9 protein-coding genes are annotated in these 17,138 nt (G+C 35.6%); 5 read left to right on the top strand and 4 right to left on the bottom strand.

All coding sequences use genetic code 11. From position 1 onward, the window contains the following. The first annotated feature begins 151 nt into the window (after positions 1–151). The 3 genes from AC0UA9_RS01180 (at position 152) to AC0UA9_RS01170 (ending at position 6,708) form a co-directional block, all read left to right on the top strand. On the top strand, positions 152–2,068 hold the full coding sequence (locus tag AC0UA9_RS01180) for a class I SAM-dependent methyltransferase (RefSeq protein WP_475655869.1): 1,917 nt from the start codon (positions 152–154) through the stop codon (positions 2,066–2,068). Positions 2,069–2,165: 97 nt separating this feature from the next. Beyond that, complete coding sequence (locus AC0UA9_RS01175) at positions 2,166–4,859, top strand: AAA family ATPase (RefSeq protein ID WP_475655868.1); 2,694 nt, start codon at positions 2,166–2,168, stop codon at positions 4,857–4,859. 4 nt (positions 4,860–4,863) lie between these two features. Further along, positions 4,864–6,708 carry a hypothetical protein gene (locus AC0UA9_RS01170; protein WP_475655867.1) on the top strand — a complete coding sequence of 615 codons (1,845 nt, stop codon included), beginning with the start codon at positions 4,864–4,866 and terminating at the stop codon, positions 6,706–6,708. Positions 6,709–6,746: 38 nt separating this feature from the next. Here the strand turns inward: AC0UA9_RS01170 and AC0UA9_RS01165 are convergent, their stop codons facing one another. The 4 genes from AC0UA9_RS01165 to AC0UA9_RS01150 all read right to left on the bottom strand — a co-directional run bounded on the left by AC0UA9_RS01165 (position 6,747) and on the right by AC0UA9_RS01150 (position 12,674). After that, positions 6,747–9,947: a DUF3427 domain-containing protein gene (locus tag AC0UA9_RS01165; RefSeq protein ID WP_475655866.1), complete on the bottom strand. Its 3,201-nt coding sequence runs from the start codon at positions 9,945–9,947 to the stop codon at positions 6,747–6,749. A gap of 142 nt (positions 9,948–10,089) precedes the next feature. Next, complete coding sequence (locus AC0UA9_RS01160; RefSeq protein ID WP_475655865.1) at positions 10,090–10,755, bottom strand: DUF6998 domain-containing protein; 666 nt, start codon at positions 10,753–10,755, stop codon at positions 10,090–10,092. 261 nt (positions 10,756–11,016) lie between these two features. Then, on the bottom strand, positions 11,017–12,273 hold the full coding sequence (locus tag AC0UA9_RS01155; RefSeq protein WP_475655864.1) for a Y-family DNA polymerase: 1,257 nt from the start codon (positions 12,271–12,273) through the stop codon (positions 11,017–11,019). Then, positions 12,261–12,674 (bottom strand): LexA family protein, encoded by a 414-nt coding sequence (locus AC0UA9_RS01150; protein WP_475655863.1) that lies wholly within the window; start codon positions 12,672–12,674, stop codon positions 12,261–12,263. The genes AC0UA9_RS01155 and AC0UA9_RS01150 overlap by 13 nt, the downstream gene beginning before the upstream one ends. Before the next feature lie 325 nt (positions 12,675–12,999). On the opposite strand from AC0UA9_RS01150, the gene AC0UA9_RS01145 reads away from it, so the two are divergent. Both AC0UA9_RS01145 and AC0UA9_RS01140 read left to right on the top strand, forming a co-directional pair. Then, a complete protein-coding gene (locus AC0UA9_RS01145; protein WP_475655862.1) occupies positions 13,000–13,770 on the top strand; it encodes a TIM barrel protein in 771 nt (256 codons plus the stop codon). A gap of 419 nt (positions 13,771–14,189) precedes the next feature. Next, positions 14,190–17,060, top strand: coding sequence for a TonB-dependent receptor (locus AC0UA9_RS01140; protein ID WP_475655861.1), 2,871 nt, complete (start codon positions 14,190–14,192; stop codon positions 17,058–17,060). The last annotated feature ends 78 nt before the right edge of the window (positions 17,061–17,138 follow it).

Genomic DNA, 17,138 nt, shown 5'->3' with positions numbered 1-17,138 from the left:
AACAACTTAAATAATAATATTATTGACAATTTGTTATGCCTGAAGCACTCTTTGAGTTCTTTATGTATTTTTTATAATTTAATGCGCCTTGGTATTGCTAGCTACGCTTAATGTTGTGGTAAATAAGAGTAAGTATATTCAGGATGATAATGTGACACCTCAGTTTTATAATGACAATGCAAAAGCACTTACGGAGCAATACCTTTCAATGTCTTTTGAACAGGTTCATCAAAGTTGGTTGCATTTTCTCCCATCTATTATTGAAAACCCCAACGCACGTATTTTAGATTTAGGTGCAGGCTCTGGGCGAGATGCTAGACATCTGGCCGAATTAGCGGATAAAACCCATAAAAAAGATCATAACATTCAAATTTTTGCCGCTGAACCCGCGATTCAACTGGCCGAATTAGGTGCGCAAGTTACTCACGGCTTTAATGTTAAATGGGTCAACGATTCTTTACCTGCATTAGCGGTTATAACAAAACAAGAAGTGAGTTTTGACTTAATTCTATTAAGTGCGGTTTGGATGCATATTCCACCAAGCGACCGCGCTCGCTCAATACGTAAATTGGCTAACTTACTTAAACCCGGTGGAAAACTCGTTATTTCACTGCGTCATGGCCAAACTGACGACGATTATAAAACACGTAAAATGTATGATGTTTGCGCCGATGAACTCAAACAACTCGCAACAGACGTAGGTTTATTTACCCAATTAGAAACCCCCAAAGAAACCGATGAACTTGGCCGCAATCATATTCATTGGCAAACCGTGGTATTGCAATTACCTGACGATGGCACAGGCGCTTTCCCCTTTATTCGTCACGTTGCCATCAATGACGGAAAATCGGCTACGCATAAACTCGCATTATTACGCGTGTTATTACGCATAGCCGACGGTCACCCAGGTGCGGTGTTACGCCGAGAATCATCACGTTTTGGTGACCGAGTTATTTTGCCTGCGGGTTTAGTGGCGCTTTATTGGTGTCATCAATATAAAGATTTAATCGACAGCCATAAGCTTTTTCAAACACCGAGTAAAAGCCCAAATATGGGGTTTATGAAACCTGATGGTTGGCATAAATTAACGCATAGAACGGCATCAGATTATCGTATTGGTAATTTATTTGTTGGAGAAGATGCTAAAGCGTTACATAAAGCACTCTCTGCCGCGGTAAGTAATATTAAAAATATGCCGTGTAAATATATTACTTATCCTAATCAAGAAGCTGATAGCGACCAACCCGTATTTGAAATAGCGAGCAACACAGTTAGAGCCAAAGACAGCATCTTTTTAGATTTACAAACCCTTGAGCAATGGGGCGAATTTTCATTACCTGAATCAACATGGCTGGCATTTAATCGCTACGCTTGCTGGATTGAACCCGTATTAGTGAGCGAGTGGGTTAAAACCATGGCAAGTTATACTGGTAACAGCGCTTATCAAACGCCTGAAAAGCAATATTACTTACACCAAGCCTTAAACTGGTTAGAGCCTGTGCGCACTACCACAGAAGTACGCAAACGTTTTGAACAACTAAAACAACAAACGCCTGACATTGCGCAATGCGTTTGGTCTGCTAAATTATTAAAAAATAAATACGATATTGATCACAGTATGCCATTTGCCCGTTGGCCTAATAACGACTTATGGAATTTACTGCCCACAGATAGCGTTATCAATAATCAGAAAAGCGACCGACTACCAACAGAGCATAAGTTAATACAATCAAAAGAACGCATTCAACATTGGTGGCAACAAGCATGGCTTAACACAGAACCATGTAACGAAAGCAAAACCAAGATCATTACAGATACGTCCGCTACGGTGACTAGAAATGAAGTTAACGATATGTCTGCGGGTTATGTCATCAGCAAACAATTATTCACAGCGCCTGTCGAAGCTAAGCAAACAACAGCAAACATACAGTTAAAACGCTTTTTTGCCGAAGCCAATATCGCCTTACCAGGGTTAAATTCAAACAACGAATCAATTGATGATTTGTTTGAAGCACTGGTAATGCAACGCGGACGGTTGAAAGAAATGCAACAGTTGAGAGAGTGGTAGTGTATGTTAATTAAATACTCACCACGTTTGTATATTTACATGCTGATTTACACGAGTTACCAATATATTTAATACGATATTTTTTAGAGGGAAAAAGATGGAAACTGAACAAAGGTTAATAGTTTGTTGTAATTACCGACCACATTCTAATGAAGAAAAAGGTCAATCGATTGCTTTATATGAGAAAGATATAGAAACTTCTAAGTTAGCACCTATAAATAAAATTAAATATTTTTCTGATACTAATGACTGCGAAGTACATATTGTTCCTAACTCAAGTAACGAAAATAATTATGCCTTATTAGAAAAAAGATATAAAAACAGACTTTACCTCATACAATGTATAGAAAATAAAAATATTGAGGATGGTTCAGATTTATCAAAAAACAAGTCTAATCTTTTTAAAATTGAATCAGTAGAACCTAATGCAGTTTGTGAATTGATTTTCTCAAATTTACCTGACGAATCAGACCCTAGAATTGATGTGGAAAGCCCGCCTTTAACTCGTCATATTTTTATACAAGATGCTAAAAATACCTATGGCCCATTCGAATATGATATGACCGAATCTGATAATGGCAAACACTATACATTAAGTTTAAAGAAACCTGGTGATATAAAGTACTTAGGGATGTTGTTGCCTAAACTGGCAACCCTAAAGTTTGATAACACTGATATTTCTCCGTATGTTGATAGTTTTAAACACTTATCTAAGTTAGTGAATAATGTTGAGTTTAATCACACCTTTATAAGTAATGTGTCTGAACTCAAGTTAATAGATAAACAAATTGTTGATTACGGCTTTATCGATGAACTTGCAAAAGCTGTAGGGGATTTAGTAAAAGAAACGAATACCAAAGGAATAACACAAAACCAACTAACCTTATTATCAACAAGAATTAAAAATAAAAATAACAAACTTAAATTCAACACTGACTATGTGCTAAAGCAATTATCTGACGTTATCAAATTTGACAAAGTTATTACTAGTGGGAAAGAAGAATTAAGAAACTTAGTACTTGAACAAGCACTAAATGACAATGAAAAATTACGTAATTACTGCTTAGAGTTATTAAAAAATAATGAGACATTAATTCAAGATGTTAGAAACTCTATTTTAGAAAAACAAACTGATGTAAATGAACAGCTTATTGATTTGAAAGATGAGCTATCGTTAAAAGTTAACGAACTTCATATAATTAAAAAACAAATTGAACAAGCAAAGCTTGAAGAAAAAGAAATTAATGAAGACAAGGAAAAACAAGTTATTGAGCAATTAAGAAAACAACAAACCAGTCTTAATGAAGAAATAACAGAACTGAGTGATAAAAAAGAAAGCTTATTAATTAAATATGAAGAGCTTTTTGAGTATGACGATTATAAATCTAAACTCGATGATATAAAAAGGTCTATTGAAGTTCAAAATGAAATCTATGATGGGAAAGTCACCGAAATAGGGAAAAAAAATGCTGATATTGAAGGTTTAAAAGATGACTTAAGGTCGCTATCAAATAAGTATTCAGCACAATATAAAAAAGAGCTTCAGAGTGTAAAAAATAGTATTGATGTCTTAACGCAAATAGATACAACAGAAGTGAGTATTAAGTTTAATAATATAAGTGGTGATAGTTTATTGGCGCTTAAGAGTACTTTAGATTTAATAAATTATATAAAATATATTCAAGTAACACTTTCAGATAATAATAGAGATATCTCTATAGAACAAATAATTAATTTACTAGTTTGCATTGAGATTTCATTTATAACTATTCTTAGTGGTTTACCTGGTACAGGGAAAACCTCATTAATATCAATTTTAAGTGAAAAAGTACTGAACTCTAGGTTTAATAACGTTCAAGTGGGTAGGGGGTGGAGTTCAGAAAGAGATCTATTAGGCTATTTTAACCCGATAACAAACTCCTATATATCATCAGGTACCGGAATGTATGAATACCTTAATGATATCGCAAATGATGAACGTATTAATATCGTTCTCTTAGATGAGGCTAACCTTTCACCAATAGAGCATTATTGGTCAAAGTTTATGGGGTTAACTGATAGTTTTGAAGGTTCTGAATTTAACTTTACTAATAATAAATCAATAAACTTAAAAAACAATTTACGTTTTGTTGCCACAATAAATAATGATATGACCACTGAACCGATTAGCCCTCGGTTACTTGATCGAGCACCATGTATAAGACTTGATGTTTTTAGTCAGCTGGATGGCGGAAATAAATCTGGGCTTGATACTATTTTAGAAAACGATTTATTAGATTTAAAAAATCAATTTGATGATAAAGCGATTGATTTCTCAACATACCAAACTCAATTAAATAACTGTGATACTGATAACGGTATCCTTGATCCCCTAAATGATATCATTGATAGTTTAAAGAACATTTTAATAAGTGATGGGGCAGATAGTGAAAGTTATGGGTCACGTATTCATTTATCAGAAAGGCGTTATCAAGTAATCAAAAATTACCTTACCCTTAGTACTAGTATATATTCAAGTTTTGCACAAAGTGAGGTGAACTCTGAGTCTTGTTGGATAACATCAACTAAAAACTCATACTTTCTCGACTTTGCAATATCACAGTTTATACTCCCGTTAATTAATGGGCACGGGCGTTACTTTAAAAATAGAGTTGTTGCTATAAAAAAAGAATTACTAAATATTGAACAGCAATATAATTATGAGCTGCCAATAACCTTAGAATTAATTAGTCGATTAATTCGACAGGGTGAGGAAGACCTTGACACGTATGACTTCATGTCATTAAGGTAGTATTGTGAAACTATATGCTTTTCAAGATAATATGAAGCTTGAGGTGTCCTGCAACTCTCCTTATATAGAGTTAGCAGAAACTAAATCAATGTCATTTGAGTTAGTTACTAGTCATCCTCTTGTAAGTCCATATATTATTATTGGGGATATGAGAATTGAGCTGTTTGCTTCTGATACAATTGATAATTTATATTATTATTTTACGAATGAAAGTAAATATTTTATCAATAATGTAGGTTTAGCATTAATAGAGTTGGTTGATGAGGAAAATAGTGAGTATGAACCTTTAGGCTCTATTAATGTACTTTCTAGTAAAATAACAATTGACCGTTTATTCTCAATGTTAAAATATATTAGTGAGGTTGACAGTAGGTTGGTACATTGCTGTTTTACAAAAACATTTTTAAATGCTGATGGTGGAAAGTTTGAATATACAGATTTATACTTTAAATTATTACATACAGAAAAAACTCTTAATTATTTATGGGAAAATCGAAATAAGTTCAAAAATCAGCCTTGCAAGCGAATAAAAATAAAAGAAGTTATAAAAGCTTACTCACCTAAAGATTTAATAGATGATCGCGCATATTCATGGCTATTATCTAATTTAAATGAACTTGAATTTACGACAAATCCGGAAAGTACCCTTATAAATCACTATGGGAAAAGTCTAACTGCTAAACATATCGCAACAAGCACCATTGAAGACGATAAAAACATTTTCGAAAATCAGGTTATTTATACTTTTTTAATAGCAACAAAGAAATTCATCGATTCTATTCAACTTGAAGAAAATTATTATAAAAAAGTACGACTAGCGGAAGCTGAATTTACTGATATCGTACCTTTTATTCAAAATTTTGTTTCTGATAAATTAAATATCAAAACTCAATTGATTTCCCGTATCTCTGGATTAGTTACTAATTGCCTTAAGTTCATTACTTTAAATTTTACAAAGACTTATATTGGAAATTTGAGGCCTAAAATTACACAATATGTGACTAGGCATAACCATTATTTGATGTTGTATCGATTAATGGATAGCTGGTGGAATATTGATGCGAGCAACTTTATAGAGTCAGACTCTGTTAATCAATTGCTCTATTCAATAAAATCAATGGATAAGCTATATGAGTTATTTGTTTTATTAAAGCTAATTGAATCTTTAAATGAGCACGAGTGTAAAATTGTAGGTTTAAAATATGTCGACTTTAATACATTCCCAACTTTGGGAGTTGATAACCTATTACACAAACCACCTTATGAAATATTTAACTACTATCAACTAGAAAGTTCTAATCTTGAAATTAAACTTTATTTAGAACCTACTATTTACCCCTACCGAGATACTTTAAAAGATAATGAGTTATTTATAATAGATAAAGGCCCTGATAACAGACCAGCTAAAAAAATAACAAGGGCAAAACACATAAGAACTCCTGACTATGTGTTAGAAATAACTAATAAAGAAAAGGATAAAAGCTATATTTTTATTTTAGATGCTAAGTATAGTAATTATGAAACCGTGTTATATCAAAGGTTACCTAGTAAAGGTAAAAGCAAGGAGCAAAAATCACAATCAGGGTTGATAGATAAATATTTGCATGGAATAAAAATCTACCATAAAGACGGGGTTAAAATGGTTGATGGTTTATTCGCAACCTTTATATCAGGTTTTTCAACAAAAAGTAAAAACAAAGCTATTTTAGGAATAGCGGATAGCTTCGCGATTGATGGGGATACACCTATAGCACCATTCGTTGATCTCATAAAGTTTTCACCTGAATCAAACAAAGGTGAGGCTGAGCAAAAAATGTTTATTGCTAATATTTTAAATTACGTAATTTAAAATATTAATTATTAAATTAGTAAAAAATAAGTCCGATTTCAACCAACCGCCAACTTAGCCGTCTCATGCCACAAATATGCTGGCATGGGATGTTTTAATTTCCACGTAATATTCATCGGTTGGCTACCTTCATATTTTACAAAATCGACCGGGCCAAAATTTACAAAGCCCATGGTTCTGCCGTTTTCGTCTTTTGCCTGTTCACGCACAAATAAAATGAAGGCTTTCTTGTTTTTCTTTTGCTCGATATAAGCTAAACCACGCCCTGAAGTCGGTTTGGCGCTATTTTGCGTTTGCCAATGGAATAAACTCGGGCTAATGGCGTAGTCGTGGTACATGGTGGTTGCGGAAAACTGCTTTTCGCATTTGTTGAGGGTAACAAAAAGCAATTCGGTATTAGCAGTTGCTATGTTTAATACGCCTTCACGGCTAGATGATTTTTTATCAAAGGTACTATCACCAAACGCGACAAGAATATGCTCTTTCGGATAACGCACATGCATGCTTAATGGTGTGTTATCTACAACAGCATTATCCACTTTTGGCATCGCAAATTCATTAACATCCAAACGGTCAATTAATAATGCAATAACTTCTGCTAACTCTGCTTGTAGCTCTGGATGTTTAAGCGCAGTTAAGCTCTGCTCAATATTATCAAAGCCAAGTTTGTTACCTGCTTTATCCCAAAAGTCGTAATGACACATTAATGAAAATAACTTCTCGTCTTTATTGGCGTTTTCTACCGCACTTAAAGAAAAGTCAGCTTGTACCAATTTTTGTAAAAAGCGCAAATATGAAATAGATGTACAACTTAATAAGCGATTATTAATAGCGCGGTAGTAGGCTGCGTAAATATCTTTTGCTTGTTTTGCCACTTCTTCGTCTTTTGCTTTATTAAGTAAAGTAAGCCAACCACCAAACTTGTTTACCTTCACTTTATAAATATCTTCTAACGTAATATGGGGCTGAATATGTAAAAAGTTCGTTAGTGTTAACGGTAGTGTCGTTATGTGTTGGAAGTTGTTTATCAAGCTAATTATTTTATTTTTAGTTAATGTCGCTTTATCAATGTTTTTTAAAATCATCGCTTGTGTTTTTTCTTGTAACTCAATACGACAACCTAAAGGTAAATGCGGGAACCCTTGTTTAATTTCATTCTTTATAGATTGGTTTGTTTTGCCTGTTAGTGCTCTAAATTTACTTGAAAAATCATACTCTGGTCGTGAATTACCGACAAAATCTAAAATAGTGCAGCATTCTTTATTGTCAGTTAAACGCAAACCACGTCCTAATTGCTGTAAAAATATGGTTAAACTTTCGGTTGGACGTAAAAACAATAAAGTATCTAGATCTGGAATATCAACACCTTCGTTAAATATATCTACTACAAACAGAATATTAATTTTTTTCGATTTTAACGCCTGCTGTAATGCCTCACGTTCTTGGCTGTTGTCGCTGGTTAATACGCCACAAGCAATGCCTTTTAACGTAAACTTTTGCGCCATAAATGTGGCGTGTTCTTTACCAACACAAAAAGCTAATGCACGCATTTGTGTTATGTCGGTTACGACTTCATCAAGGCTTTGCAAAATACGTAAAACTCGCTGATCATTATGCGTATATAAATTAGTTAATTCACCGATATTATAACGACCCTTAGCCCATGATATGTTGGTTAAGTCAGTATCATCATCAATGGCAAAGTATTGAAACGGTGAAAGGTGACGCTGATTAATGGCTTCTGGTAGCCTAATTTCAGCGGCAATAACATGGCAAAAATCACTTAAAATATCTGTACCGTCATGGCGCTCTGGTGTTGCGGTTAAGCCGAGTAATATCTTAGGACTAAAGTGTTTTAATACTGCACGATAACTGCTGGCAGAAACGTGATGTACTTCATCAATCACAATGTAGTCAAAGTAATCTTCACTCAAGTTAAGTGTATTGAGTTGATTACTCATTTTTGAATTTAGGCTTTGAATTGAAGCAAACAGGTGTTGATACTTAGTTGGTTTGTTATTGCCAACCCATAACTCCCCAAAACTACTATTTTTTAAAACACCACGATAAGCACCTTGCGCTTGTTTTAGAATTTCTTCACGGTGGGCAATAAAGAGAAAATTAGCTTCTGGGTTATCGCGGTAAAAATTGGCAAAATCAAACGCTGAAATAATAGTTTTACCCGTGCCTGTCGCAGCAACCACTAGGTTTCGATAACGATTATGTAACTCACGCTCAACCTGTAATTTTTCTAATATGGTTTGCTGGTGTGAGTGCGGTTTTATGTCAAAATAAAAACTCGGTGCTAAATTGTTAAAACTGCCTTTAGCTTCTTGTAGTGCGTTCGTTAACTTCTCTCGACTGTCTATTTCACCATCAAAGTGTTCAAAGTCTGGTGATTCCCAGTAGGTTTCAAAGGTGCTTAGCGATTTTTCAATAATATGTGGTATTTCTTTAGAGGTAATTTTTAAGTTCCACTCTAAACCGCTGGTTAACGCTGAGTGCGATAAATTAGACGAGCCAATATAACCTGTATGAAAGCCTGTATTGCGCATAAACAAGTAAGATTTTGCGTGTAAGCGTTCACGGTTGGTGTTGTAACTGAGTTTTACTTCGGTGTTAGGCAATGCTGCTAAAAACTCAACCGCTTTGGCATCTGTTGCGCCCATATACGAGGTAGTAATTATTTTTAATTGTTTGCCGCTTCGAGTAAAAGACTCTAATTCCTTTTTGAATATACGAATGCCAGCCCACTTAATAAATGACACCAACCAATAAATTTTATCCGATGATTGTATTTCTCTTTTTAGTTCTGTTTCTAAGGATATACCTACGTTACTGCCACAAAATAACTCACTTTGCGTTAGGCCTGTGATTGGCATAATCGCGTCAACATATTTGGGTAAATCAGCCGAGATAGGGTTAGCTTTAGCAAATAGCGCGGTGAGTATTTTACCTTGGCTATCAATAAGGTTTGCACTAATTAATTCTTCGTCTTTTATGTGGGTACTAAGCCATTTAACAATAGTATTGGCTAAGTTGATTTGATCATGAATTCGCGTATCACCATTAGGGACTGAGTCCATGGCGATTTCAATTAAACGGGTTAAGAACCTTGATAGCCATGTTGCCGCTTCGCCAGTTTCTAGCTTTCTTTCACCAACATAAAAAGCGTCGCGATCTAAATTGCTTTCAACTAATTGCGTGATTAACTGTTCGTAAATGCCCGTTTGATTCATGAAAATCCTTTTAATATAAAAGTTTTATAACATTATAAACATTTTAAATGGAATGGATAGAAGCAGCTGAACTTATCTAATAGTAATTGCAAAGTGGATAATTTTTTGTGTTATAGGCTTTAATATCATCATTTATTACGCTTTAATTAAGTGACTTTATTACTATCGATCCTAGCTGCCGTGTATTGAAGTTATTACCATTGCCATTTATTGTAGGAATGTTTAACTTTCTCGCTATTTCTCTTAGAACAGGTTTTACAGGACTGATTAAATTACCGCCTTGTGTAATCTCAATTGATCCGTTTTCTAACTCGTTTATACAGTAGTCATCAAAGGTAGCGGAAGTTATTGTAGGTATATTCAGGCGCGTTTTTGATTTGCTTACTAATTTTGACATGGGAATAACCAGTTTGCTTTTATTGGTTCGCTCACCAGTTAGTTTTAATGCACCGACAGTTAGTTCATTAAGCAGTGTTTCTATCTGCATATCTTCGGTGTTGATTCTTAATATGATGATGCGGTCAACAAGTTCAAGCGTGTTGGGGTTAAATGATATTTGACCAGAGGAACCCATACGAGCAGTTGTTTTTACCGATATTCTTTCACCATCAGCACTAACAACATCATAGCCATGCTGATTCACACTTGTTGCCATTTGACCATTAGTAATAAGCGCAGCATATAACTCACCTATACGACCACTTAAATGTCGTAATTCTGTAGCAGGAACACCCCAGTTTAATTCACGTTCAAACCAAGACATAGCTTCGCCAAGTGACTGTATTACTTGCATTTGAGTTAGTGCCATTAGAGTAATCCATTGTTTTTCTTTAATAGTAACATAACAATAAATTATTAGAGTCATTTCTACCAATGAATACATTCAAACATTCTAGCGCCTTAAACAATTGCCCTAGTAAACCCTCTGATTTTGCATCAAAGGTTTTTTAAGCTACCACTTGTTGCGCGGTTTGAAGTCAGTTAAAGCAGTAAAATCTTTTTAAGCCTCGGCTAACCAAAGAAATTTTGAGTTACTCGAAGCTCATAACAGGCTCAATACTCGTTAACACTAACAACTTATTTTGGGTATATCACGCCAGCGACTGGTATATTGTGGTGATAAAAAATCCCTTCTCATTTGCCACTTTTCAGTTTTTCCTTCGCTCGCTATGGTCATAGCGCCTTGGCCATAGCGTTGGTTTATTTGATCAAAGCAATGCATGATTAATGGGCTAGGTTGTGCAGGGGCGAATAAATCAGGTTGTTGGTATTGTTGGCTTTCTAGGCTGATAGCGCCAACGCCACAGCGGTAAAAATGAACCCCTGGTTGAAATATAGCTTGTAGCACAATGCTGACAGCTGACGCTATTTGGCTGCTATTATTTGTCGCTACAGGAAACTCATACACGATTGATTTTTTATAATACTGCGGGTCATGTGGAGAGCTTGCAGCAAAAATCAGTAAGCGCTTCACTAATGAATGTTGTCGGCGTAACTTTCTAGCAACAATAGCCCCGTGGGTAATTAAAGCAAACATTAGCGCCTGTTGTTCAGTTATGCGTTGTCCGAAGCTACGTGTTGAAAATATTGCTTGTTTAGGTGCTTTTACATCATCCCAAGACAAACAAACTATGCCGTTTAGTTCATTAACGGTGCGTTCAACAACAACGCTGAACTGCCTGCGCATGTCTTTAGCCGGTTGTTGCATTAACTGTTCAGCGGTATTAATGCCAAGCATGTTAAGTTTTTTGCCTAATTTATTACCAATTCCCCATACGTCGGTAACATTCATGCGGTTGAGTATTGCGACACTTGATTGATAATTATCAATCACCGCGACACCATTAAAGCCACTAAGCTTTTTTGCTGCATGGTTAGCTGCTTTTGCTAGGGTAGGGGTTGTGCCAAAACCAACGCCTACGGGCAAACGTGTTTCTTGCCAAACAGCCCTACGGATTTTATGTCCGTATTTATGCCAGTCAGCAATTAAGTTATCGTAATTGTTAAACGCTAAAAAAGACTCATCAATTGAATAAACATATTGGTTATCACAGTATTGTGCAATAACATTCATCATACGCTCGCTTAAGTCAGCGTATAACTCATAGTTAGATGAGCGCACAACAACACCATGTTTTGCTAATAAGTTTTTAATTTGAAAGTAGGGCGTAAATTTAGGAATGCCTAAGCGCCTTGCTAGTGGGCATACAGCACAAATACAACCGTCATTATTAGTAAGTACTACTACGGGTTTGTTACGTATGCTTGGGTCGAATACTTTCTCTGCGCTGGCGTAGAAAGATACGGCATCAACTAATGCGTACATAAGGTTATTTCAGGCGACTTTTGATGTAGCCTAATTGAACGAGTGACCACACCTTCTAACTGAAATTCATCTTCTGGTTTTATATGCACAGGCGGGTGAGCACTTGAAGCCGACAGTAAAAGGGCTTGCGTTTTGTCGATGAGTTTACAGACAAAACAACCATTATAATTGGCGACGATAACATCGCCATTTTTGGCTGTTAATGAACGGTCAACAATTAATAAGTCACCATTAAATATACCAACACCCTGCATAGAATCACCATTAGCTTGACCAATAAAAGTCGCATTGGGATGTTTGATCAATAGTTTATCGAGTGACAATCCGAGCTCTTTGTATTCAGCAGCAGGTGACTCAAAACCACTGATGCCCGCTTCTGCAAATATTGGAATAACTTTCATAAAACACCTCTACTGTAATTATGTACAGTATAATTGCTTTGTGATGTTCTGTTAAGCGAATTATTATTTTTATTGGTAAGTCGAATGTACTAAGCAGTTGCAGTTGTCTTAGCGATGAACCGTATAATAGGGGGTTAGGAACCGTAATTAATACTGAAAAAATTTATTAATCACTAGAAATTATAACAACATAGTTGTAACCTCCCAATTTATTGCTTAAATAAACGCTGCTGAGCCAATATAAAATATAGCGAGCATTTCAGCCTTGTAAGCATTTCTTAGTACCGTCATCAATTTAGAAAATCAACTTAAAAAGTAATAACTTATGAACGATAAACTTTCACCTTCGCTTTGCATTGATGCTTTTTTTAGACATATGACTTTCGACCAAGCATGTCGGGCAACAGCGCAAGCTAATATTTCAACTATCGAGTTTTGGTCTTGGTGGGATAAGGATCTAACTGAATTACAAGCGGCAGTTAATCGTTATAATTTATCAATATCTTGCTGTTGTACTAAGTTTATCAGCCTAGTAGACGTGCATAAGCGAGCGGCGTACTTGCAAGGCTTAACGGAGTCAATTGTTGTTGCTAAAAGTTTAAATATAAAAACATTAATCTCCCAAGTAGGTGATTTTATAGAAGGTGTTCCTAGATCGCAGCAAAAACAATCATTAATAGATGGCTTATGCGCTGCAGCGCCACTATTAGAGGCTGCAGGTATTACCTTAGTGGTAGAGCCACTAAATGAGTTAATTGATCACCAAGGTTATTATTTAGTGGCAAGCGCAGAAGCTTTCGACATTATCAAGCAGGTTTCTAGCCCTAATATTAAGGTGTTGTATGATATTTATCACCAGCAAATTAGTGAAGGTAATATAATCAATAACATTTTAGCTAACATTGAGTATATTGGTCACTTTCATGCGGCAGGGAACCCCGGTCGTAATGAATTACAGTATGGTGAAATTAACTACTCACAAATTTTTTCAGCAATAAAACGAAGTGACTATAAAGGATATGTTGGCTTTGAATATTGGCCTATATCTGAAGAACCCATAACTTCTTTACAAGAAGCCGCGAGTTGGCTGGCCTAATACAGGTAATCGTTTACAGTTATTGCTGGTTTACATATATCGTTATATTTCAAATAGCATAATTTAATAAAACTTAAGGTTAGGCTTTATTACCTTGGAAGTTTTTACGCTATGTGGCTATTAGCGTTACATATTTTATTTGCAACACACGCCCATATTCTAAGCATTTACAACATAATTGATATTAAATAACACATATCATCTATGCTAGGTATTAGTTGGTGTTTCTCAGACTCCATAGCGTTAACAATAGCAGATGAAAAGTTCACTTGTTAACACTAAATAACACAAAGAATAAAAAAATAGGTTGCAAAGGCTTTTTTTTTTGTTTATCTTTTACCAAATAAGGAAAACGTTTACCCGTTTTAGGGTAAGTTAAAATTTATAAAAAAAACATTAAAGAACGAGGGGATTAAAACGTGATAAACAAATCAAAAATATCAATTGCTGTTTTAACAGCTTTAGCGTCAGCAACAGTTTTTACGACAGATGCAATCGCAGAAGAAAATAACACCGCCAATGTTGAAGTTATTCAAGTCACGGGTGTACGAAGCGCTTTAACTAAAGCAATGTCTATAAAACAAAATGCCAGTAGCATTCAAGACAGTATTGTTGCGGAAGATATTGGTAAATTTCCAGACCAAAATGCTGCAGAATCATTACAGCGTATTACGGGTGTTTCAATATCTCGTCAAAATGGTGAAGGTTCAAAAGTAACCGTGCGTGGTTTTGGTCCCAAATTTAATGTTATTAAAGTAAATGATCGTACCTTAGCAACAACTGATGGTGGTCGAGACTTTGACTTTCAAGTATTACCTTCAGAATTAATTTCAGGTATTGATGTTGTTAAAACGCCCACGTCTGACATTGCTGCAGGTAGTATTGGTGCTTATATTAATATAGGTACCGCTAAGCCACTTGATAGCCCAGGCTTTCATGCGCTAGGCTCAGCTAAAGCAAACTATAATGATTTGTCAGAAGAGTTAGACCCGCAATTTTCAGGTATTGTAAGTAATACCTTTGCTAACGACAGTATTGGTGTTTTATTTGGTTTGTCGACCAAAGAAACAAATAACCGTATTGATAAATATCGCACTAACCGTTGGCATGAACTATACAGCCTTCCGGAAGGTTTAACGGATGATGTAAAGAATTTAGACGGTGATGTTATTGCCGATGCCGATGGTTTTCGACGTCCTGGCCGAGCAGCTTTTGAAACACATGAAGAAAGCCGTAAAAGAACAGGGGCAAACTTGGTTTTACAATGGGCACCAACGGATGATCTTATCTCAACGTTTGATGTACTGTATACTGATCTAGACCGCAGAGTTGAAAGTCTTGGGGTACAAATACCTACTCAAGCAACGCAATATAATAGCGCTGTTGTGAATGAAAATGGCTCATTAGTAAGTGCCAATATTACTGATAATAATATAGATGGTCTAAATCGTGTTTTAGGTGGTGACTCAACTTCTTGGGCTTATGGCTTTAACACGCTTTATGAAAAAGAAAATTTAATCGTTGAGTTTGACGCCGCTTATTCAACCGCAAAATCTACGCAAATTCTTAGAGAATACATTCCTCACTTTACCTTACCAGATGCGCCAGATGATCGTGAAATCTCAATAGACTATGGTGCAGGTGATGTATTAAATGCCACCTCAACAATTGATGTTACCGATATTGACAGTATGCGTGGTCATTGGCATGGTGCTAATACTAATGAGATTGAAGATGAAGTAACAGAGCTAAAGCTTGATACCACTTATTTTCTTGATGGTGATTTAGTTGAATCGGTGCAATTTGGTGCTGCTTATTTAGATCGTACCACTAAAAACGATGCCTTCAGCTTAAACAATAATGGTGGTTACTGTGCTCCTTGTGGTGGTGCACCTAATGTTACGTTTGACAATGCAGACAAAATATTTGGCTTAAGCGATAACCCTGGCTTTTTAGCGAATGAATCAGGTAACTTCCCACGTAGTTGGGCAGTAATCAAAGACTTTGATGCATACACGAATGAAATTCAACGTATGGGTGAAAAAAACTGGTACAACGACCCAGTTACAGGATGGCGAGTAGATGATACTTTGGGCTCACCATTATTAGCGTCAGGGCAAAAATGGAATGATGAGTCATTTGATGCCGCTCCTTCCTACTCAAATGATGAAACGACTTACTCCGCTTATGCACGTGCCAACCTTATTGGTGAGCTTGCAGATTATGGTTGGTCAGGTAACGTAGGTTTACGTTATGTTAATATTAAAAATACAGCCCATGGTTTTAGTCAGCAATTAACAACGATAAAAATTAATCCCAGTTCAAATGATTCAGAATTACGTTTAGATACAACGTTTACTGATGCGCTTCCTTTAAGTGCCAGTACAGATAACCAGTATTTATTACCAAGTATCAATTTAAGTTTAGACTTAAATGATGGCCTGTTCTTACGAACCGCGGCAGCGCAAACAATATCACGTCCCGCGATAAGTGATACCGGTGTTAACCAAAGCATTAGAGTGGATAATACAGGGCAAATAACAACACAATCAGGTAACCCGTTATTAAAACCTTATAAGGTAAATCAATTAGACTTATCATTAGAATATTATCAAGACAATGGTAATACTTATTCAATTGCTTATTTTTATAAAGACATTACTGACTTTATTTCTACACAAAGCTCACAACATGCTTATAGTGGCAGTGCTGTTATTGATGATGATGTTTTAGATCGTGTTTCAGGAGGTGTTTTACCTGAAACAACAACAAGCAAGCAAAACCGCAGTGGTGGTACGGTAAGTGGTATTGAATTAAGTGTATTGCATTACTTTGATTATTTACCAAGCTTCTTAAGTGGCTTTGGTATACAAGCTAACTATACCTACGCTGAAAGTAAAGATGAAAATGCTGAAACGATTAACCAACCAAGTATTACTGACCCTGGTAATGGCTTAGAAGGCTTTGCTAAAAATTCTTATAACTTAATTGCTTTTTATGACCAAGATGGTTTACAAGCAAGGTTAGCCTATAACTGGCGTGATACCTTCTTACATGCCAGAGATGGTGCAGATGAAAATATTGCAGCAGCCTTACCTGTGCACACTGAAGCTTATGGTCAATTAGACGCCAGTATTTCATACGATATAAATGATACATATACTATTACAGCAGAAGCGATTAACTTAACTGATGAAGGGCGACTAGAATATATTGATATTCGTGAACGTGTTTCTAAAGTTGAATATGCTGGAGTTCGTTATCAAGTTGGCGTAAGAGTTAAGTTTTAATGTTGATTTAACGTAGTTTGAAAAAGGGGTTTTTGAACCTCTTTTTCAACCACTTTGGTAAAACTTTATAGGTAAAGT

Source organism: Colwellia sp. F1, from assembly GCF_056238625.1.
The sequence above is the reverse complement of the archived record's forward strand: the minus strand, read 5'-3'. Positions and strand labels throughout refer to the sequence as shown.